The 18,920-nt window shown below is 44.0% G+C and carries 19 protein-coding genes and 1 pseudogene; all 20 read right to left on the bottom strand.

What is annotated here, in order from left to right; genetic code table 11:
* Nucleotides 1-111: 111 nt before the first annotated feature.
* Nucleotides 112-591, bottom strand: a complete 480-nt coding sequence (locus L3J70_11265; GenBank protein MCF6236929.1) for a hypothetical protein — start codon at nt 589-591, stop codon at nt 112-114.
* 11 nt (nt 592-602) lie between these two features.
* Complete coding sequence (locus L3J70_11260; GenBank protein ID MCF6236928.1) at nt 603-1,043, bottom strand: M23 family metallopeptidase; 441 nt, start codon at nt 1,041-1,043, stop codon at nt 603-605.
* Nucleotides 1,044-1,113: 70 nt separating this feature from the next.
* Complete coding sequence (locus L3J70_11255; GenBank protein MCF6236927.1) at nt 1,114-1,347, bottom strand: hypothetical protein; 234 nt, start codon at nt 1,345-1,347, stop codon at nt 1,114-1,116.
* The gene (locus L3J70_11250) at nt 1,344-1,745 is read right to left on the bottom strand and encodes a type VI secretion system amidase effector protein Tae4 (GenBank protein ID MCF6236926.1); all 402 of its coding nucleotides are present in this window, start codon (nt 1,743-1,745) and stop codon (nt 1,344-1,346) included. Before L3J70_11250 ends, L3J70_11255 begins: the two co-directional genes overlap by 4 nt.
* 161 nt (nt 1,746-1,906) lie before the next feature.
* The gene (locus L3J70_11245) at nt 1,907-2,440 is read right to left on the bottom strand and encodes a hypothetical protein (GenBank protein MCF6236925.1); all 534 of its coding nucleotides are present in this window, start codon (nt 2,438-2,440) and stop codon (nt 1,907-1,909) included.
* The gene (locus tag L3J70_11240) at nt 2,421-2,750 is read right to left on the bottom strand and encodes a hypothetical protein (GenBank protein ID MCF6236924.1); all 330 of its coding nucleotides are present in this window, start codon (nt 2,748-2,750) and stop codon (nt 2,421-2,423) included. Before L3J70_11240 ends, L3J70_11245 begins: the two co-directional genes overlap by 20 nt.
* Before the next feature lie 134 nt (nt 2,751-2,884).
* Nucleotides 2,885-3,370 (bottom strand): type VI secretion system tube protein Hcp, encoded by a 486-nt coding sequence (locus tag L3J70_11235; GenBank protein ID MCF6236923.1) that lies wholly within the window; start codon nt 3,368-3,370, stop codon nt 2,885-2,887.
* A gap of 41 nt (nt 3,371-3,411) precedes the next feature.
* Nucleotides 3,412-4,905, bottom strand: a pseudogene (gene tssC, locus L3J70_11230) (type VI secretion system contractile sheath large subunit).
* Nucleotides 4,906-4,907: 2 nt separating this feature from the next.
* Nucleotides 4,908-5,435, bottom strand: coding sequence for a type VI secretion system contractile sheath small subunit (gene tssB, locus L3J70_11225; GenBank protein ID MCF6236922.1), 528 nt, complete (start codon nt 5,433-5,435; stop codon nt 4,908-4,910).
* Between the two features lie 65 nt (nt 5,436-5,500).
* A complete protein-coding gene (locus L3J70_11220) occupies nt 5,501-5,659 on the bottom strand; it encodes a hypothetical protein (GenBank protein MCF6236921.1) in 159 nt (52 codons plus the stop codon).
* Nucleotides 5,660-5,966: 307 nt separating this feature from the next.
* Nucleotides 5,967-6,317 (bottom strand): hypothetical protein, encoded by a 351-nt coding sequence (locus tag L3J70_11215; GenBank protein ID MCF6236920.1) that lies wholly within the window; start codon nt 6,315-6,317, stop codon nt 5,967-5,969.
* A 540-nt stretch (nt 6,318-6,857) separates the two neighbouring features.
* The gene (locus L3J70_11210) at nt 6,858-7,295 is read right to left on the bottom strand and encodes a peptidoglycan recognition protein family protein (GenBank protein ID MCF6236919.1); all 438 of its coding nucleotides are present in this window, start codon (nt 7,293-7,295) and stop codon (nt 6,858-6,860) included.
* A gap of 88 nt (nt 7,296-7,383) precedes the next feature.
* Nucleotides 7,384-7,869, bottom strand: a complete 486-nt coding sequence (locus tag L3J70_11205) for a type VI secretion system tube protein Hcp (GenBank protein MCF6236918.1) — start codon at nt 7,867-7,869, stop codon at nt 7,384-7,386.
* 41 nt (nt 7,870-7,910) lie between these two features.
* Nucleotides 7,911-9,404, bottom strand: a complete 1,494-nt coding sequence (gene tssC / locus L3J70_11200; GenBank protein ID MCF6236917.1) for a type VI secretion system contractile sheath large subunit — start codon at nt 9,402-9,404, stop codon at nt 7,911-7,913.
* Nucleotides 9,405-9,406: 2 nt separating this feature from the next.
* Complete coding sequence (tssB, locus tag L3J70_11195; GenBank protein ID MCF6236916.1) at nt 9,407-9,934, bottom strand: type VI secretion system contractile sheath small subunit; 528 nt, start codon at nt 9,932-9,934, stop codon at nt 9,407-9,409.
* 65 nt (nt 9,935-9,999) lie between these two features.
* The gene (gene tssA, locus L3J70_11190; protein ID MCF6236915.1) at nt 10,000-11,052 is read right to left on the bottom strand and encodes a type VI secretion system protein TssA; all 1,053 of its coding nucleotides are present in this window, start codon (nt 11,050-11,052) and stop codon (nt 10,000-10,002) included.
* 2 nt (nt 11,053-11,054) lie between these two features.
* Nucleotides 11,055-12,641, bottom strand: a complete 1,587-nt coding sequence (tagF, locus tag L3J70_11185; GenBank protein ID MCF6236914.1) for a type VI secretion system-associated protein TagF — start codon at nt 12,639-12,641, stop codon at nt 11,055-11,057.
* Nucleotides 12,641-16,207 carry a type VI secretion system membrane subunit TssM gene (tssM, locus tag L3J70_11180; GenBank protein ID MCF6236913.1) on the bottom strand — a complete coding sequence of 1,189 codons (3,567 nt, stop codon included), beginning with the start codon at nt 16,205-16,207 and terminating at the stop codon, nt 12,641-12,643. Before tssM ends, tagF begins: the two co-directional genes overlap by 1 nt.
* Nucleotides 16,204-17,565 carry a type IVB secretion system protein IcmH/DotU gene (gene icmH / locus L3J70_11175; GenBank protein MCF6236912.1) on the bottom strand — a complete coding sequence of 454 codons (1,362 nt, stop codon included), beginning with the start codon at nt 17,563-17,565 and terminating at the stop codon, nt 16,204-16,206. Before icmH ends, tssM begins: the two co-directional genes overlap by 4 nt.
* On the bottom strand, nt 17,562-18,908 hold the full coding sequence (tssK, locus tag L3J70_11170) for a type VI secretion system baseplate subunit TssK (protein MCF6236911.1): 1,347 nt from the start codon (nt 18,906-18,908) through the stop codon (nt 17,562-17,564). The genes icmH and tssK overlap by 4 nt, the downstream gene beginning before the upstream one ends.
* Nucleotides 18,909-18,920: the final 12 nt, after the last annotated feature.

Raw genomic sequence — 18,920 nt, 5'->3', positions numbered from 1 at the left:
TTTTTGAACTTTGAGATATCTATCACCTCTCAAATGCAAATTATCACCACCTGAACCGCCACTTGCTACATAGTAACCCTCAAAACATATGACTCCTGTTTTATTTGGTGGTTAAGAAGGTAAATCTGTAATTTTCTTCTTTGTTACTTTTAGTGAATTACCTTTCACAGTCATTTTGTAATACCCTTCACTTAAGTTTATATAAAAGATGTATGTTAGCTCAGTTACTTTACCTTTACTGTCGACCACCGCTTCATAAAAACAGCTAGTTTCATCATTACAGCCTTCTGCCCATGCCCAAGAATTGAAAGCGCTATCAAACCAGTCATAAAAGCTTGTGCCAGTTGGATCAATTATGTAAATTCCACTCTTAATAGAATTGACATCACAGTGAACTTCTACCACCCAAGTTGTGTTGCTATAGTAAAATCGTGAACATTTTTTGTGGTCATCCGCAAACAGTTTAGCAACCAGATGAGGTTTCGACTTAGCTTCGCTAGTCGGGTTCAAAGTGATATTGTGACTAGCGCAGCCAGTGACGGTACTAAGAATTATGCATAGTAGTATTTTTATAAATAGTTTCGTATTCATGGAATAAACACTTATGGGGTGGATTTAATTAGTTTGCTCGGATCTTTATATTGACTTCCTATTTTTATCTCAATATGAATATGGTTTGTTATTCTCGGATATTTTATTGTTAAGTCCTGTGCCTCACCAACATCATCACCAGCTTGAACGATTTTACCTATTATTCCACTTGAAGGATTCATGTAGAATATTTTAATTGAATATCCTTTGTGCCTCCCCGTTCCTTCCAGTAATACGCCTGTGTACCGCATATCGTTGGCATAAGGGTAAGTTTTTCGGACTATAGACCCATCGATTGGTGAAACGATTACTTGCTTAGGATACGCTTCTATATCTAGTCCATTGTGTGTTCTACTTCCTCTTGGCGCTCCATAGTGACCTTTCCCCCATTTATCACCACTCCTTATTTTTCCATTTTTAACTGGATTTATTAGATTTTGTTGTACCGTCATTTAAACCGTTATGCACTAATGACTTGAATTCAGAATTTTTCGCCCTCCATTGGAGTATTTTTTAGGCATTTTACTTATCACTAGATTGCGGTAAAAACCACCTATTGAACAAATAGCCTGCCAACACACCTACAACCAAACTTGTTAGAACATAAATATTAAAATTACGCTGCTGATCTGACTCTGATTTGTACAACTGAATATCAAAGTACTCTAGCCCATGACCAAGGGCATAGAAAATTGTAAATACAACGATTAAACCTGCCGCAAAACCCGAGACAAAGAGACTAATTTTTTTTATCATTTGACCTCAAAGAACCTAATTGTCTTTGACTGTCTGAAATCAGACCAAAAGCCAGGGACTACGATATTGAAGCGCGTTCTAAGCCATGAACCAAAGCCTGTAAGTGAAGAGCCATCCCATAAATCAATATGTTCACCACCTGAACCACCACTTGGTGCATAGTAATCCTCAAAACATATGATTCCTGTTTTATTTAGAACTCTATCACGCCAGTTATCACCTGTTATATTTTGTGGTTTTGATACGAAGTGAACGATACCTTTCTCTAGCCAGTCAGCTAATTCTTTTGCGGCTAAAATATGTTCGTCACTTTTATGCACCCAGCACTTTCGGTTCTCTGGGAAGGACTGGAAGCTAACCCCTGTTTTTTTAATGCGTGACTTACTCTTATAGCGCATTGGTTAGAGAACAGCTTTTCTCCATCTTCATTCTTGGCATCACAAGGACCTTCATCTGAATAATTCGCCCACAACAGTATGAAGTTTTTTAAGAACTCACCGGCATCAGCGAAAATGATTTAATCGGTTATCCACTTATGACTTGAATTCAGAAGGCTTTTTTACTCGACGCCCAAATTAGAAAGGGTTTCAAATAAATGAAAGGGCTTATTAATCTCAGAAAGATTTTCCAAAAGGTTTCGTTTTTTCTTAGAAACGTTCAAATATTTGGCCTCCATTTCCAATTTTTTCCAATAATGTCCAAACATTAAGTTTTCGGAATATGGGTCAGCGAGCGTTGCTTTTTTTTCATAATGCTTTGCGGTCTCCCTATAAATGCTAGCTGCAACAACAAATTCCCCCCTTTTTCCCTGTTCACAAGAATCTTCAGCTTTAGCACTTAAAACGAACAAAGATACTTTCCATTCTTCATTCGTCAATTCTACATTTTTAAACGCGTTTTTTGATATTATGATTCGATTTTTGTCGCACTCTTCTATCTTTTTTTCTAGATTAATTTTTGCTTTTTTAAAATTATTGATTGATATATTGAACGCATCAGTTTCGTCGAGATTACTACTTTGACCGTTACACGAACCAGAAAATATAGCCAGAATAATTACCAGAAAAAATGAACTAGTTAATTTTACAGCCATCAGCCACCCCTTTCCAAAATGTAGACTCTTTTCCGATATGAGAAACTGCTTCAATTTTAGCAATATCTCTTATAATTTTTCTTTGAATTTCTGGTAGGGATGCCATAGCCTGTGCAAGTGCTTCAAAATCCGTCTGTTTGATGTTGTAACTAGATTTCAAAGCACCGTTCCCCACAAATATGTTTGCCATTGTGCCGAACGGCATCACTTGAGATAATACTAAAGTCAAATTACGACGTCTTTTTATGTCGTTAATCGCTGCGATACTACTACTATCAAATTTTACATCGTAAATTGGAATACACTTCATAGTAAAATTCCCTTAATTATTCGCCAAATAAAAATATGCACCCTAATATACGGCGACAAAATACAAGGTATAACATCTATATATACAAAGCTGCAGGTGGAGCGAAACCCCACCCACGACTTTTATTTACAACATCACAGTTTGATGTTCTGCTCTATATTCCAACCAAACACGATGCCGGCTTCACCCGCACCTTGGTCTTCTTGTGCTGTATATTCAACCTCAACTTCAGCAAAGCTGAGATTAACAGTTTCAGTTAATCGTTCTTCGCCTGGAGATCCACCTGTAGAAACACTGGTCACCATGATTTTCTTCATGTTAATCACCAGATACTCAAGAGGATCATCTCCAGCCTTACGACAAACAATTTTCCCTTCTTCAAAGTGCTTTCCTGCAGCGCAATACAGCATAAAATTAGCACTAGAACTATCGACATACTTAGAAATGGTAATATCCTGGATACTCACTTTTCCTGTTCCAGAGCCACCGCCTGTATGAGAACTGCCTGTTTGGGCCATTCCCCAGCTCCATCCGAGAATATCAATTTTACCCTCATAAGCTGCATCCTTAGATTCACCTTTGATGGTGCTGCCCAAATCCAAAAACATATCACTAGCCATTATTAAATCCTCTTATATTATTATTAAAAAAATGAGCTTTATTAGCTCTTCACGGAAGGAAGTTTTGAAACGAGGCGGAGCGACACTGTCAGTCCTTCCAGCTGATAGTGTGGCCGTAGATAAAACTTCGCCGCGTAATACCCTGGATTCCCTTCCACCTCCTCAACGACAACTTCAGCCGCTGCCAGAGGTTTTTTCGCTTTCGTTGTTTCACTTGAATTTTGAGGGTCGCCATCCACATATTGCATGATCCACTTTTGTAACCAGCGCTGCATATCATCACGCTCTTTGAATGAACCAATTTTGTCACGCACAATACATTTCAAATAGTGTGCAAAACGACAGGTCGCAAACAGGTAAGGCAGCCGAGCGGCTAATCGGGCATTCGCCGTTGCATCAGGATCATCATATTCCATAGTGCTCTGTAACGACTGTGCACCAATAAAAGCCGCAACATCAGAATTCTTACGATGAATTAAAGGCATAAAACCGTTTTTTGCCAACTCAGCTTCACGTCGATCACTGATCGCAATTTCTGTCGGGCATTTCATATCCACGCCGCCATCATCCGTAGGAAAGGTGTGGACAGGCAGCCCCTCAACCGCGCCTCCTGACTCAATGCCGCGAATACGTGAACACCAGCCATACTCTTTAAATGATCGATTAATATTCACCGCCATGGCATAGGCTGCGTTAGACCAGGTGTAGCTACTGGAGTCTGCGCCCTCCGTATCTTCTTCGAAATCAAAATCTTCCACAGGGTCTGTTTTTGTGCCGTAAGGCAGGCGTGATAAAAACCGTGGCATGGCCAAACCAATATAGCGAGAATCATCAGACTCTCTCAATGAGCGCCATCCAGCGTACTCAGGCGTGGTAAAAATTTTGGTCAAATCCCTTGGGTTGGTTAACTCTTGCCAGGAGTCCATCTGCATTAATGTCGGCGCAGCTCCAGTAATAAAAGGTGCATGAGCCGCAGCAGCCACTTGCGCCATACTATTTAATAATTCGACATCGGGCGGACTGTGGTCAAAGTGATAATCACCGACGATACAGCCATAAGGTTCGCCACCAAACTGCCCATACTCCTCTTCATACATTTTTTTGAAGATTGGGCTTTGATCCCAGGCAGTGCCTTTGTACTTTTTGAGTGTTTTCCCTAACTCTTTTTTAGAGATATTCATTACTCGAATTTTGAGCATCTCATCGGTTTCGGTATTGTTAACGAGATAATGAAGCCCTCGCCATGCACCTTCTAATTTTTGAAACTCTTCTTGATGAATAATGAGATTAATTTGATCCGTTAGCTTTTTATCAATTTCGGCTATAATCGCACTAATGGTATTCACAGCTTCATCTGATACCAATGTGGTATCTTTAAGCACATACTATGCTAATGTTGTCACCGCATTTTCAACGGCCTCTTTAGCCCGATCTGATTTAGGCTTGAACTGTTTTTGCAACAAATCACCCAAAACATTTGGGTCGAGTACTTCGGTTACCTCTTCTTGTAAACCTGACTTTTCTGATTCAACCATAATTATGACACCTCTTTAGTTTCTGATTCATCATCTGCTGGCTTGGCCGCAGAAACCAGTGCTTTCATCAATTCGGGATCATTGATCGCCTGTGCAACCAGTTCCTCCGCGCCTGATTTCCCATCCATATAGGTCACTAAATTAGAAAGCTGTGAACGCGCATCCATCAGTTTACTCAGTGAATCAACCTTTCTCGCGATAGCAGCGGGTGAAAAATCATCCATACTTTCAAAAGAGATATCCACATCAATGTTTCCCTCCCCCGTTAAAGTATTAGGCACAGAGAAAGCAACACGGGGGTTCATCGACTTGAGCCGACCATCGAAATTATCCATATCAACCTCAAGTGCTTTACGGTCAGAAACCGGCTCAAGCGCCTCTTTTGGAGTGCCCGATAAATCAGCCATCACCCCCATTACAAAGGGGACTTGAACCTTTTTTTCAGCACCATAAACTTCAACGTCATATTCAATTTGCACTCGTGGTGCCCTATTGCGTGAAATAAATTTCTGACTACTTTGTTTTGCCATGATGTTACCCCTCTTAAGCTGATCTTGTTAAGTATTTAATAGAATTTAGATAGCACTGCTCAAATTTATTTTTTTTTCTCATCAACACCCATAACTTTCTCCACTTGTTGCACTCCATCAGAGGCAAGGTCTTTAACAATTTCCATAAAATCCATTGACACTAAACGCTTCGTTCGTTGCAGCAACAAGGGCACTGGGCTTGAGCCGCCACGAGAGGTGAACACCTCAATGTCTGGATAATCGTTTGTGGGTCAATAGGCGACCCAGAAAATGTTTGGGATACCAAGCGCCTTATGAAACTTTTGAAAAGCTCGCGGGAATCGGTGAAAAGGGTTTAGACGATTATGCACTTATGATTTGAATTCAGGGGAAATGGATTTCCTTCGCCACGGTTTCCATTCTCGGACAAGCTCCTAGACATAATGATTTCCCCTTAATGGGGTCGACCTCCGTTCTACGTGGGTTAGCTACATCGAACATAATATGAAGATTTCACATATTCATTAACAGGATCGGAGGTCAACATGATTACTATCCTTTAGTAATTCCAGTAATTTGAAGCCCTCTATTATCTGATATTTCTCGACAGTACAGATGATGTGCCTTCTTCTCTTTATCTATTTTTATTGTAATATGAAGTCGATCATTAGGGTTTTTACTACCTAAAACATGAGCTGTAGCTTTTAGTCTCCATGCCCCATCAGCCATAACCTGAATCAATTTTTTTGCACTTGCTCGAGCGTTTAAACTACAGTTTTGTAATAGTTCATATATTTGTTTTGGCTCTAGTTTCTCCCATTCTCTAATGGTCGTGCTTCGAGGTGCAACACGGGATCTACGAAAATTTCGTTCAATTTTACTTTGAATTTCTGATCTTATCATAGAAAAACTCCGTTTATGATTAAACTATCAAATAGTACTTCAACATAACTGGTTTTACCCGTTCGAGACATTGCATTATTCGTTAGGAAATTTAAGGACACTTTTCTACCGAGTAAGAGACACTATCTGGATTTCTCCAACACCTAAAAGCTCTCTTAGCGCTCTTGATTTTCCATTGATCTTCAGTTTTCTCAATCACTAGCTCATGAATATCCCCCCTTACAGAATCATCCAAAAAACCATCGCGGATTATGATAATAGTCGATTTTTTATTTGACTCGCTACTCTGTGCTAAGTAATTAACTGAATAGGTTTTTAAATTAGAAAGATCAAAAAGGTGTTGAGGATAAAAGAAAGGATAAGAAACCCAGCTCTCGGAATTATTCCGCGCATTTTCTATTACTGTCGATAATTCTAATATTGAAAGTTTCTCCCATAATTTAACGGAATACCCGTAAGGTTCCACATGTTTCTTGTCAGTTGTTGTACACCCCAGCATAAGAAATATGAATGCAAATAAGACTATACTTTTTGACGATTTCATGGTTTTTTCAAAATTTTCGAGACTTTACGCTTTATACTTGGAAGCTGAGAAATTAAATTTTTCCCAGGACAGCTCGTTTTAGTAGTAGCACCCGGCACACTTGTATGCCCATATATATTTCTAGATGTTAATTTATATTTTTCACACCATTCAACTAACACTTTAACCACACTTTTTATCTGAACTGCTGAAGGGGTTTCATGTTCAAAATTTCCAACTATACATACTCCTAATGAATTATGGTTTGTACCTTTAGCATGGGCACCTTGGTGTTTTTCTGATCGACCAGATACAATCTTACCATTACTTTCGACGACCTTATGATATCCAATCTGAGAAAAACCTCGCTGCTTATGCCACGTATCTATATCTGACTTCTTTGTAGTTTCTTTTGCGCTAGCTGAATGATGTACCACTAGCTTTTTAATAATCATTTTATGTCTCCAGATTTATTTTCCTAACATCTATATATAAAAAGCTGCAGGTGGGGGACGCCCCCACCCACGACTTTTATTTACAACATCACAGTTTGATGTTCTGCTCTATATTCCAACCAAACACGATGCCGGCTTCACCCGCACCTTGATCTTCTTGTGCTGTATATTCAACCTCAACTTCAGCAAAGCTGAGGTTAACAGTTTCAGTTAATCGTTCTTCGCCTGGAGATCCACCTGTAGAAACACTGGTCACCATGATTTTCTTCATGTTAATCACCAGATACTCAAGAGGATCATCTCCCGCTTTACGACAAACAATTTTCCCTTCTTCAAAGTGCTTTCCTGCAGCGCAATACAGCATAAAATTAGCACTAGAGCTATCGACATACTTAGAAATGGTAATATCCTGGATACTCACTTTTCCTGTTCCAGCGCCACCTCCTGTATGAGAGCTGCCTGTTTGGCTCATTCCCCAATCCCATCCGAGAATATCAATTTTACCCTCATAAGCTGCATCCTTAGATTCACCTTTGATGGTGCTGCCCAAATCCAAAAACATATCACTAGCCATTATTAAATCCTCTTATATTATTATTAAAAAAATGAGCTTTATTAGCTCTTCACGGAAGGAAGTTTTGAAACGAGGCGGAGCGACACTGTCAGTCCTTCCAGCTGATAGTGTGGCCGTAGATAAAACTTCGCCGCGTAATACCCTGGATTCCCTTCCACCTCCTCAACGACAACTTCAGCCGCTGCCAGAGGTTTTTTCGCTTTCGTTGTTTCACTTGAATTTTGAGGGTCGCCATCCACATATTGCATGATCCACTTTTGTAACCAGCGCTGCATATCATCACGCTCTTTGAATGAACCAATTTTGTCACGCACAATACATTTCAAATAGTGTGCAAAACGACAGGTCGCAAACAGGTAAGGCAGCCGAGCGGCTAATCGGGCATTCGCCGTTGCATCAGGATCATCATATTCCATAGTGCTCTGTAACGACTGTGCACCAATAAAAGCCGCAACATCAGAATTCTTACGATGAATTAAAGGCATAAAACCGTTTTTTGCCAACTCAGCTTCACGTCGATCACTGATCGCAATTTCTGTCGGGCATTTCATATCCACGCCGCCATCATCCGTAGGAAAGGTGTGGACAGGCAGCCCCTCAACCGCGCCTCCTGACTCAATGCCGCGAATACGTGAACACCAGCCATACTCTTTAAATGATCGATTAATATTCACCGCCATGGCATAGGCTGCGTTAGACCAGGTGTAGCTACTGGAGTCTGCGCCCTCCGTATCTTCTTCGAAATCAAAATCTTCCACAGGGTCTGTTTTTGTGCCGTAAGGCAGGCGTGATAAAAACCGTGGCATGGCCAAACCAATATAGCGAGAATCATCAGACTCTCTCAATGAGCGCCATCCAGCGTACTCAGGCGTGGTAAAAATTTTGGTCAAATCCCTTGGGTTGGTTAACTCTTGCCAGGAGTCCATCTGCATTAATGTCGGCGCAGCTCCAGTAATAAAAGGTGCATGAGCCGCAGCAGCCACTTGCGCCATACTATTTAATAATTCGACATCGGGCGGACTGTGGTCAAAGTGATAATCACCGACGATACAGCCATAAGGTTCGCCACCAAACTGCCCATACTCCTCTTCATACATTTTTTTGAAGATTGGGCTTTGATCCCAGGCAGTGCCTTTGTACTTTTTGAGTGTTTTCCCTAACTCTTTTTTAGAGATATTCATTACTCGAATTTTGAGCATCTCATCGGTTTCGGTATTGTTAACGAGATAATGAAGCCCTCGCCATGCACCTTCTAATTTTTGAAACTCTTCTTGATGAATAATGAGATTAATTTGATCCGTTAGCTTTTTATCAATTTCGGCTATAATCGCGCTAATGGTATTCACAGCTTCATCTGATACCAATGTGGTATCTTTAAGCACATACTCTGCTAATGTTGTCACCGCATTTTCAACGGCCTCTTTAGCCCGATCTGATTTAGGCTTGAACTGTTTTTGCAACAAATCACCAAAAACATTTGGTTCGAGTACTTCTGTTACCTCTTCTTGTACACCTGACTTTTCTGATTCAGCCATAATTATGACACCTCTTTAGTTTCTGATTCATCATCTGCTGGCTTGGCCGCAGAAACCAGTGCTTTCATCAATTCGGGATCATTGATCGCCTGTGCAACCAGTTCCTCCGCGCCTGATTTCCCATCCATATAGGTCACTAAATTAGAAAGCTGTGAACGCGCATCCATCAGTTTACTCAGTGAATCAACCTTTCTCGCGATAGCAGCGGGTGAAAAATCATCCATACTTTCAAAAGAGATATCCACATCAATGTTTCCCTCCCCCGTTAAAGTATTAGGCACAGAGAAAGCAACACGGGGGTTCATCGACTTGAGCCGACCATCGAAATTATCCATATCAACCTCAAGTGCTTTACGGTCAGAAACCGGCTCAAGCGCCTCTTTTGGAGTGCCCGATAAATCAGCCATCACCCCCATTACAAAGGGGACTTGAACCTTTTTTTCAGCACCATAAACTTCAACGTCATATTCAATTTGCACTCGTGGTGCCCTATTGCGTGAAATAAATTTCTGACTACTTTGTTTTGCCATGATGTTACCCCTCTTAAGCTGATCTTGTTAAGTATTTAATAGAATTTAGATAGCACTGCTCAAATTTATTTTTTTTTCTCATCAACACCCATAACTTTCTCCACTTGTTGCACTCCATCAGAGGCAAGGTCTTTAACAATTTCCATAAAATCCATTGACACTAAACGCTTCGTTCGTTGCAGCAACAAGGGCACTGGGCTTGAGGGTTCCTGACGACTGTAGTAAGCACAAATTTTATCCAGCATTTGTGCTACATCAGTGCGACTATTAACTTCGCCAGCCAAGCGTGTTTTTGTATTTGTTTGTACCATACCAACATCATTCGCTTCTGCACCCGGCTCAATCATACTCTCTTCAGTAAACCCTCGTCGTGACAACTCTTTTTCTATCACGGACTGTGCATATGTTAACTCAGTGGATAATTCTTTCAACTGTGGCGCGATCTCCATTCCGACCAAAGCCATCAACAAGGTTTTAATTTGTTTGACAGACTCCAAACTTTCATTAATCGCCGCTGCAGTTTTTTGCAGCTCATCCCGGGAGCTGTCTATGAGCGCACCATCAATAAGCGCCTGTGTTGGCGGTGTGCCCTCCTCACCTTTCGGCAAAGTAATTTTTCCTGATGCAATGTCCATATCACGAAGACTAAAAACCCCAATGCCTTGAGCCGCCACGAGAGGCGAACGTCTCAATGACTGGATAATCGTTTGTGGGTCACTCAATGCATTAATCGCATTAATGCGACTAATGGGATCAAGATTATCATCAGGGTCGAGCTGTGGGTGCACCGTACTCCAATATTGTTCGATATAACCGCGAACCAGTGACAAAGCCTGAGTACATCCTGTAAAACCATCCGTATAAACAAGCGCACGTGCAAGATGAGTGGTAACAATGTGCAAATCCTTTGTTCGCAATAAAATTTCTATTGCAAGCATTTTGACTTTGCCCCAGTTGGGCTCTTCGGCTGGCACAACGGTGTCACCAAATTCTTGTGCGGATTTAGCCGTCGCAGCACTCTCAAGCGCCTGTAAGGCAGGGTCGTATTCAAGAGACTCACCACACGGCGCTTCTTCGGATATTTTTTCTAATAATTTTTCAATATTAATTGGTGACATATTCACACCTTTCTATTCTCATCTGTCGCAGAAATTTGAACCGTGACGACCGTCACATTATCTCGCGCACCGCGCTCTAACGAGAGATCAATCAACTGATGTGTGGCGGCTAAAACATTTTTACCGCACATTGACTCGGCTATTTCAATATCAGTCACTTCCTTATTCAGCCCATCACTGCAAAGTAGAAAGCAATCTCCTGCTTTTAAGTCAACGTAGCCCACCTCTAAATCAAGTTCACTACCCGCCCCTACGGCTCGTGTGACGATATTTGAAACGTTTACATCACCACCACAGCCAAGTCGCTCCACAGGGTCATAACTATGATCCTGTGTTAATTGCTGTAATTCACCCTCGCGGCTCAGATAAATGCGACTGTCTCCCGCCCATAAAAAGGCTGCTCGCCGGCCTATCATGACCAAGACAACAACCGTACAACCAATCACGGACACGGCTTTTTCATGCGCTTTTTCCATTAATTTTTGATTCACCGAGTCCAAGCAAGTTTTCACATCATCAACAAATTCACCGAGTGTTCCTGAGCTTTCAATACGACTTAAATCATCAACCACCATATTACTGGCCAGCTCACCTGCGGCATGTCCGCCCATGCCATCGGCAACCACCCACATGCCTCGTACCGGAAGCTCAAGGCAGGCATCTTCATTGGCGTTACGCACCCGCCCCACATGAGTCATGGCATTGGACTTCCAGGATAATGGCGTCAGCTTTTTCCCCACCTCATCAGCCACCAATAATTGACTAATTAATTGATCAACCGATAAATCAGTGCTCAAATATTTGTCAATATTCACCTCAGGTTTGTGGCTCGGAGATGGCCACGACTCCCAAGCAGTCGCGGCCCATTGACCATCAATCATTGCAGTGAAGCTCTCGCCAGCCGGCAAACCGGCAGAGACTAACAAGCTTGGTGTTACTTGTTCCGAGCCATCACTCCACCAAAGGCTGTAGGTGCTAAAACGTACGGATAACATCTGTTTTGATAACTCAGAACAACTCATAGCCGCCTCATCAATAGCACTTAAAGGCAGCCGCCAAAGTGGCCCCGACCCGACCCCCGACAAATTTTTATCCATATAAAACTGCTCGTCAAAATGTTGATTTAGCAGTTCAATTTTTTGATCGAACCCAGCAAGGCTCGGCTGGTTCTCATCCAGCAAAGCCAGCATAAGCTCCTCGACCTCAACAAACCACTTGCCCTGCTCCGCCATGAGATCAAAGGGATTAAAGTCAGCAGGCAATGAGCACGCCACGGTGAACGGAAAGTAACGCCCCACCTTGTCCACACTGGGCATCACCACTCCGGCCCAAGCATGTTTTCCGCAAAGCCCTGGGGCGAGGTAATAACGCCAAATTGGACTAGTCAGATAGGTCTGCAGCCATTGATCCATCAAACGATTGCGACTATTGGAAATAGCGCCTTGCAACCAAGCATCCCACGGTTCAATAAAATCACGTGGCAAACCGTTGTAGACAAAATCACCCCGACCAGGAATTTTGCCATGATAACCGCTTTGAAATAAACGCTCTGTTTGCTGACTGTCCAATATTCTTATCTGCCTTTGCATTATAGCCGTTCAGGGCAACGGAACTTCGATAATTCTTTTAAACGAAACGGGTTGTAGGTACTGCTGGCGTGAAGCTCATAACGTGCTTTACGCCCACCAAGCTCAAAGGTCACACGATAACGTTCAGGCCGTGATGTTGGTTGAATGTTAGCGTTATCAAGTACCCGAAACCATGCCCAAGCCCCTAACTCCCGTGCACTTGAAGAGAGGCCATTATTAAGTACAGGTAACAACTGAAGCTGCACTTGATTGCTCCCCCCTGAGCCTGGCCATTGCAGCGGCGTTAATCGCACTGGGCCGTGGCTATAGGTCACCTTCTGGCCATCTAAATCCAGTAAAAACCGGGTAATATCTTGATCCATGTTGATGGGTTTAAGTTCAAAGCGAACACTGGGCACTTGCCCTGCGCCCTGGAAAAAAGTCTGGCGTATCACATCGGCTCGCCTGAATTGCTCTAACACTCCGGCATCAATACCACTCACACTTCGCCATTGCCAAGGCACCTTGGAAGTATCCACAAACTCAGCTAGGTAATCGTTATAAAAACTCTCCATCACCCCAGCAGGACCAAAAAATTGGCCGAAATCATTCAGGGTAATTTCCCGCGAGGCATCACGACTGACAGGGTAGCGATCATTAATTGCGCGTCGACAAAAAGAGAGAGGGTTTGATTGCCACATAGTATTGAGGTATGAGCGCACGCCACCGACAGTCAAATTCTTGCTGCTGCTTGCGGCAGTCATCATCAAACGGCCAACCAGTTCAGGCTGACGCTTAGCTTTAATTTTCAATTTTTGCACAATATTGCTTAAAGCATCGTTACCCTTGACCGCATTCATGGCAGCTTGACCACGATCAGCCGCGCTGGCAATGGAGTCGAGATAAATATATAGCTCATTCAGCCCCATCAAGGTTTCATCAATGGGCATAGTGCCATCTTCACGCGGCATCACCAGACTGTTTAACCTGGCAAAGTGATCCTCTACCAACTGACCAGGGCTTTCATTCACCTCGTCAAAAACATTAGGTATTTCATCTAAGCCAATCACACGGGTCAGGCGTTTTTTCAGCGAATCAATACGGCCAGCCGCTTCGTCTATCAAACCCGAGTCGTTGGCAAAAGTACGCGTCAACCTTGTCTCTTTTGATACAGCAAGCAAGATCTGGCGCAATGGAGAGTTCGGCCCGGACATCACGTTAAGAATCTCAACCCCTCGATTGATGTTAGTCACTGGAGCCAGTTTCACATCAGCCAGCAGTGCTTCCCAGCGGTCGATATACTCTTTTTGATAAAGCCGATGCACCTCTTCGTTTAACAGCGTTTGTGCCTGAGCATCTTTCATCAAACCATCTTCTTCGCCAATAACCCAGCGTTCTGCGGCTATTTCGGTGCTTAATGTTTCACTCTGCGGAAGAAAAAGCTCATGAAAACCGGCATAAGTAAAAAAGCCATCAATCCCCGCATTGAGGGGTTGACCACTGCGACGAGAAAGCATCACAGGAGTATCAACCCCACCCGCTTCTGTCAGTCGAAATGGCGCAATGCCACTACGCCCCAGATTAGCCCGTTTTAAACGCCCATAAGTGCGTTCAGCCAACGGAACTTGCCTCAGTATTTCACGAGTATCAGCGATTAATTTTTCATCCAAAGCGAGGGGCAATACTGGAGAGCCTGCAGCAAGCAGTGTTTGTAGATGGTCGTTCATCTGCTGCATGTGCACTTCAGTGAAATCTCGCGGTTGGTTTTGATCCCAATCCAGTGAAATCCATGCGGCAATCGTTTCAGCATCAAATTGAGATTGCTCTCTCAGCATAAGATAAACTTTAAGCCCCTCAAATAGATAGTCCGGGTTATCTGTAGCCGATTTCAGTTGTGCTTCAAGGCGCAAAATTAGGCGAGGCAAGAAGGTCGTATTCAGCAAGCGCTGATAAGCGGCTCGCGCTTTGACCCCTAAACGCTCACCTTGATAAAGCCCAAAGCCCATGGACCAAGGCTCACCACCATCGTTAACATCCAGACCCGTCGTCATGGCTCGCACAGTGTTTAACGTCGGCAGAACCAACACAGGATCACGATGAGAGGCATCCAATGCTTCTACACTCGCCTGAGCCTCGGCTACCTGAACCGCCACGTCTTCAATATAGGCCTGGTTTTGACTGTAACTCACCACCCAAGCCACAACACACAAGGCAGTTAGCCCTGCGGCTATGGCATAGGCTCCATCTTGCAGCCAGACGCGATGACGCTCTAGCCGCTGATTGGTGCCCGCAATTTGTGCCTCGGGAATCATTACTTTCTTCAAAAAGTCGGTGATGAAATAGGCACGATTTTGGCCACCAAAGGAAGGAATCGCTTGTTGATTTAAACCAAAGCTACGAGCCAAACGACCCATGACGCGATCAATTGGTGTGCCCTCTTGCGTTCCACTGGTGAAATAAACACCTCTCAGCATCACTGGTTCATCAAAACGGCTGGGGCGAAAGATATCTTTTAGAAATAGATCAAAGGTCTCTTTGACGGCGGAAAATTGTTGAGGAAAACCATAAATCAAGGTTCGACGCTGATTATCACGCTCCTGACTTAAACGCCCAACCAGGCGTTCATTAATGCGTTGCAGAAGGCCATCAAACTCACGCGCAAAATGCTCCACGGCAGAGCCATCAGCCTGCTCCTCTAATGGAAAAGTCATCCCCCAGACTTGCTCTCTCTCTTCCCGCCCCAGATCATCAAAAAATTCCATGAAGCCTGCGATCAAGTCGCACTTTGTTAACAGCACGTAAACAGGAAAACGCATACCAAAGTGCTGGTAAAGTTCGTGAATTCGTTGCTTTATCGCCGTGACATGAAGTTTTCGCTCGTACTCATTCTGAACCATTAAATCTGAAATGCTAATGGCAACCATGACGCCATTGATGGGGCGACGACGGCGGTATTTTTTAAGTAAATCTAAAAACCCTGTCCAAGCCGCACTATCCACTTCAGCTTGACTGTCTTGAGTCACATAACGCCCCGCAGTATCAAGCAGCACCGCGTCGTTGCTAAACCACCAATCACAATTGCGTGTGCCACCAACCCCTTGCAGAGCTTTATCACCAAAGCGATCCGCCAAAGGGAATTCCAGCCCTGAGTTTGCCAAAGCGGTGGTTTTTCCTGAGCCCGGTGGGCCGATAATTACATACCAAGGCAGATCGTAAAGACTGGTCGCCTTGCGGCCTTTGCCACGCCGCGATTGTTTGAGTACCTCAATAGCCTCCTCAAAACGTGCTTTAAGCTGGGCAACTTCTTCTGCACCATAATCAGGCGCGTCCTTGGTGGCCGCCTGACTGATGCCTGCCATCAACTGTTTACCTGCTAAAGCAGATTTAATTTTTCTAAATGCCAAGTGACCCGCCCATAAAGCAATCACCACGACAACCATAATCAGACGAGAAAACTCACTCTCAAGCGGTATTTTTCCAGCAATTGCAATCAGTGGTCCGATGTACCAAATGATCAAGGAGAGTGCAATAACCCCCAATAGCGAAACCACCCAGCGTTGCGTGAAAAAATTAAATATTTTTTTCATCGCATCAACCCCTCTGACCCGTCACCCAAGAACTGCAAGGTAATCTCGACCCGTCGATTGCGCGCCTTGTTTTCAGAGCTGCTATTAGCCACCAGAGGTTGTGTATCCGCAAGGCCTTCGGCAATCACTCGTTGTGGTTCGCTGATATTCATTTTTAATAACGTCGCCACCGCCTCAGCGCGCTTTTGTGATAAATCCCAGTTGCTGGGAAATTTTAAACGCAAACTGCCGCCAATTGGATCGTTATCGGTATGACCTGTGACTAAAACCGGACCCGGTAAACGTTCCAAAACCAAAGCGATCTTTTGAATCAAAGGTATACGCTGCTCCGTTAGAGTCGCTCGAGCGGGGGCAAATAAATCCTCGCCACGCACCACGATGGAGACGCTTGTCGCGGACTCATCAACATAAACTAAGCGCTGCTTTATCTCCATCGCCAACGCCCGTGCAACGGAAAAATTCGGTGCTCTTTTTGGTACCGTTTCCGCACGTTCAACAATGGCTGGCACACTACGACCCAGTAGTTGCAGCTCTTCCATCACTGGATCAGAGTGGGCACTTAGGCGCATACTAAAAGCAAACCAAAGCAGCAATAATACCGTTACGGCAACAGCACTCACCACCCACAAAGGTACGTGACGAGCCAAGGGGTTGCGTTTATCTTCAACGCCTCGCCAATGAGGTGACAGCTCACGTTCAGTATCACCACGTTGCTGGCGCAAGGTGTTCATCAGTTGGTGCTGTATATCTTCGACGTGGCCAACACCACCAGCTTGCACTCGATATTTCCCTTTAAAGCCCAGAGCTAAACAGACGTAGATCAGTTCCAGTAGCGCTAGATTACGAGCTGGCTCTTGCAGTAATTTATCCAGAATTTTAAAAAATTTTTCACCGCCACCCACTTCGTTGTGGAACTTGCTTAGCAAGGTCTGCTGACTCCAGGCGCTCTGGCTTCCCCACGGTGTACTTAAAACAATTTCATCTATAAAAGTACACAGCAAATAACGGGCAGTAAAAATAACCTCTGGTGTTTCACCTTTGTTGCGTGCACTGCTCTCAAAATTAGTTATCTCACGCGCAACCAGATTGTGCAACATATCGGGATCAGGATGACTGGTAGTATTTCGCAACTGGCCTGTGGTTAATAACAATACGTTAGCAGCCGCCACCAGCGGATTAAGCCCATAAGCACTGACGGCATTGGATGCAACTTGATTGTATTCAAGGGCAGATGAGTTCGGAGGTGATGGCTGACGCGGAGAGGCAGAGGCCGCCTGCCGACGGCTACCACCAGGGCGCGGACGAACAACGGTTCTGCCTTCGTTGTTTTGAGCAGAAAAGGGGTCATCAGTCGTCACCGTTTCATCCCCCCTTTTATGACCCAAAATTCCATGGTAATGCCGGGGAACTCACCACTGAGATGCAAGGCGATGGCACCACTAAGTTTTAATTTATCCCAATACTCACATCCCTTTTCCAGCTCGAAATAGATTGAGCCAGCATGGTAAGGGATCTGACGAGGCGCAATGGGAAGTGGGTTGACCTTGATGCCCTGCAGTTGAACATTAACAAGTTCACTGATCTGCTCAACCGAGCCAATTTTGACTCGACTGGGAAAGTCACTACGCAGTGTTTCGTTGGCCATATCCGCACTGATAGCAAGCACAAAGCTTGCGCGTTCGAACAGTGTTTTATCGCCAATATTGCCAACACGAATGCCATAACGTTTTTCTTTCAATGGAATAGAGACGGCTGTTTGCTCAAGTACGGTGGTTAAAGCTTGGCGCACATCGTCCATCACTGGGGTAAATGTTGCTTCTAGATTGTGATGTTTATAAACCGGGAAATTAGCTGCTTGACGATCGGCGCGCGTAAAGGTTGCCAGTTCACCTGCCAGAGCAATCATGTCGCGGTAAAGCGACTCGGGGTGCAGTGTGCTCATACTTGCCGAATGAGCAAAAACCGGACTGTAACGATTAACCACCTGCAGAAAAAGATAATCAGAAATTTCCGCCGCTCCACCACGCCCCGACAGTGACACCCGGCTTGCCAAAGCTTCAACTCGGTGTTTTAACAAGCCCGACAACTCATCAAGAAAACTTGTCAATACAGAAACTGCCTGACAACTCACAACAGGCGGAATAAACGTACTGTCTAATACAACGTTACCACCCGCCTTGCGCTCAACAATTTTTGCAATGGCAACCGTGGTGTGGTCGCTCATCACTTCACCATCTAACAGATAACTCAGCCCTAACTGACCCACCTGAATATCTGCCGCGCCATTTTCTGCCAGGGTGGCATCAAAGGTGTTGTCATCACATAATCGGTTTCGAACTAACCCCACATGCGTGCCTGCTACATCAGCATCCAGCACGCCTTGACGTTTAAGAGGAAGTGAGAGATAAACAATCGTATTGCGGATATCCTCAGGCACATCTAACGGGGCGGGAGAGAGATCTTCTTCAGGAATATTAAACGGTGTACCATCAGGGAAAACCCCCTTCGCCTCGGACATTGAAAACTTACCAAGGCTTAATAATTTTTGATCAATATTAAGCACAGAAAACCCCCAGCCATAAGCACCAAAAGCCGAGCAACGCCCCTCAACAAAGTTTTCTATATACCGAATTTGTTGTTGAAAGTGCTGTGGTCGGATAAACATCCCCTCTGACCAGATAACTTTATTGTTCCACGGCATACACCCACCTTA

Source organism: Gammaproteobacteria bacterium (assembly GCA_021648145.1).
In the GTDB taxonomy this organism is placed as follows: domain Bacteria; phylum Pseudomonadota; class Gammaproteobacteria; order JAADGQ01; family JAADGQ01; genus S141-38.
Note: the sequence above shows the minus strand (reverse complement) of the source record. Positions and strands in the feature narration are given on the sequence as shown.

What these genes read in the sequence shown, in the direction of transcription:
- L3J70_11265 (MCF6236929.1), bottom strand. Translation starts at nt 591, where the DNA reads ATGAATACGAAACTATTTATAAAAATACTACTATGCATAATTCTTAGT.
- tssB (MCF6236922.1), bottom strand. Translation starts at nt 5,435, where the DNA reads ATGGCAAAACAAAGTAGTCAGAAATTTATTTCACGCAATAGGGCACCA.
- L3J70_11240 (MCF6236924.1), bottom strand. Translation starts at nt 2,750, where the DNA reads ATGAAGTGTATTCCAATTTACGATGTAAAATTTGATAGTAGTAGTATC.
- L3J70_11245 (MCF6236925.1), bottom strand. Translation starts at nt 2,440, where the DNA reads ATGGCTGTAAAATTAACTAGTTCATTTTTTCTGGTAATTATTCTGGCT.
- tssM (MCF6236913.1), bottom strand. Translation starts at nt 16,207, where the DNA reads ATGAAAAAAATATTTAATTTTTTCACGCAACGCTGGGTGGTTTCGCTA.
- L3J70_11255 (MCF6236927.1), bottom strand. Translation starts at nt 1,347, where the DNA reads ATGATAAAAAAAATTAGTCTCTTTGTCTCGGGTTTTGCGGCAGGTTTA.
- L3J70_11210 (MCF6236919.1), bottom strand. Translation starts at nt 7,295, where the DNA reads ATGATTATTAAAAAGCTAGTGGTACATCATTCAGCTAGCGCAAAAGAA.
- tssA (MCF6236915.1), bottom strand. Translation starts at nt 11,052, where the DNA reads ATGTCACCAATTAATATTGAAAAATTATTAGAAAAAATATCCGAAGAA.
- tssK (MCF6236911.1), bottom strand. Translation starts at nt 18,908, where the DNA reads ATGCCGTGGAACAATAAAGTTATCTGGTCAGAGGGGATGTTTATCCGA.
- L3J70_11260 (MCF6236928.1), bottom strand. Translation starts at nt 1,043, where the DNA reads ATGACGGTACAACAAAATCTAATAAATCCAGTTAAAAATGGAAAAATA.
- tssB (MCF6236916.1), bottom strand. Translation starts at nt 9,934, where the DNA reads ATGGCAAAACAAAGTAGTCAGAAATTTATTTCACGCAATAGGGCACCA.
- tssC (MCF6236917.1), bottom strand. Translation starts at nt 9,404, where the DNA reads ATGGCTGAATCAGAAAAGTCAGGTGTACAAGAAGAGGTAACAGAAGTA.
- L3J70_11205 (MCF6236918.1), bottom strand. Translation starts at nt 7,869, where the DNA reads ATGGCTAGTGATATGTTTTTGGATTTGGGCAGCACCATCAAAGGTGAA.
- L3J70_11215 (MCF6236920.1), bottom strand. Translation starts at nt 6,317, where the DNA reads ATGATAAGATCAGAAATTCAAAGTAAAATTGAACGAAATTTTCGTAGA.
- tagF (MCF6236914.1), bottom strand. Translation starts at nt 12,641, where the DNA reads ATGCAAAGGCAGATAAGAATATTGGACAGTCAGCAAACAGAGCGTTTA.
- L3J70_11250 (MCF6236926.1), bottom strand. Translation starts at nt 1,745, where the DNA reads ATGCGCTATAAGAGTAAGTCACGCATTAAAAAAACAGGGGTTAGCTTC.
- L3J70_11235 (MCF6236923.1), bottom strand. Translation starts at nt 3,370, where the DNA reads ATGGCTAGTGATATGTTTTTGGATTTGGGCAGCACCATCAAAGGTGAA.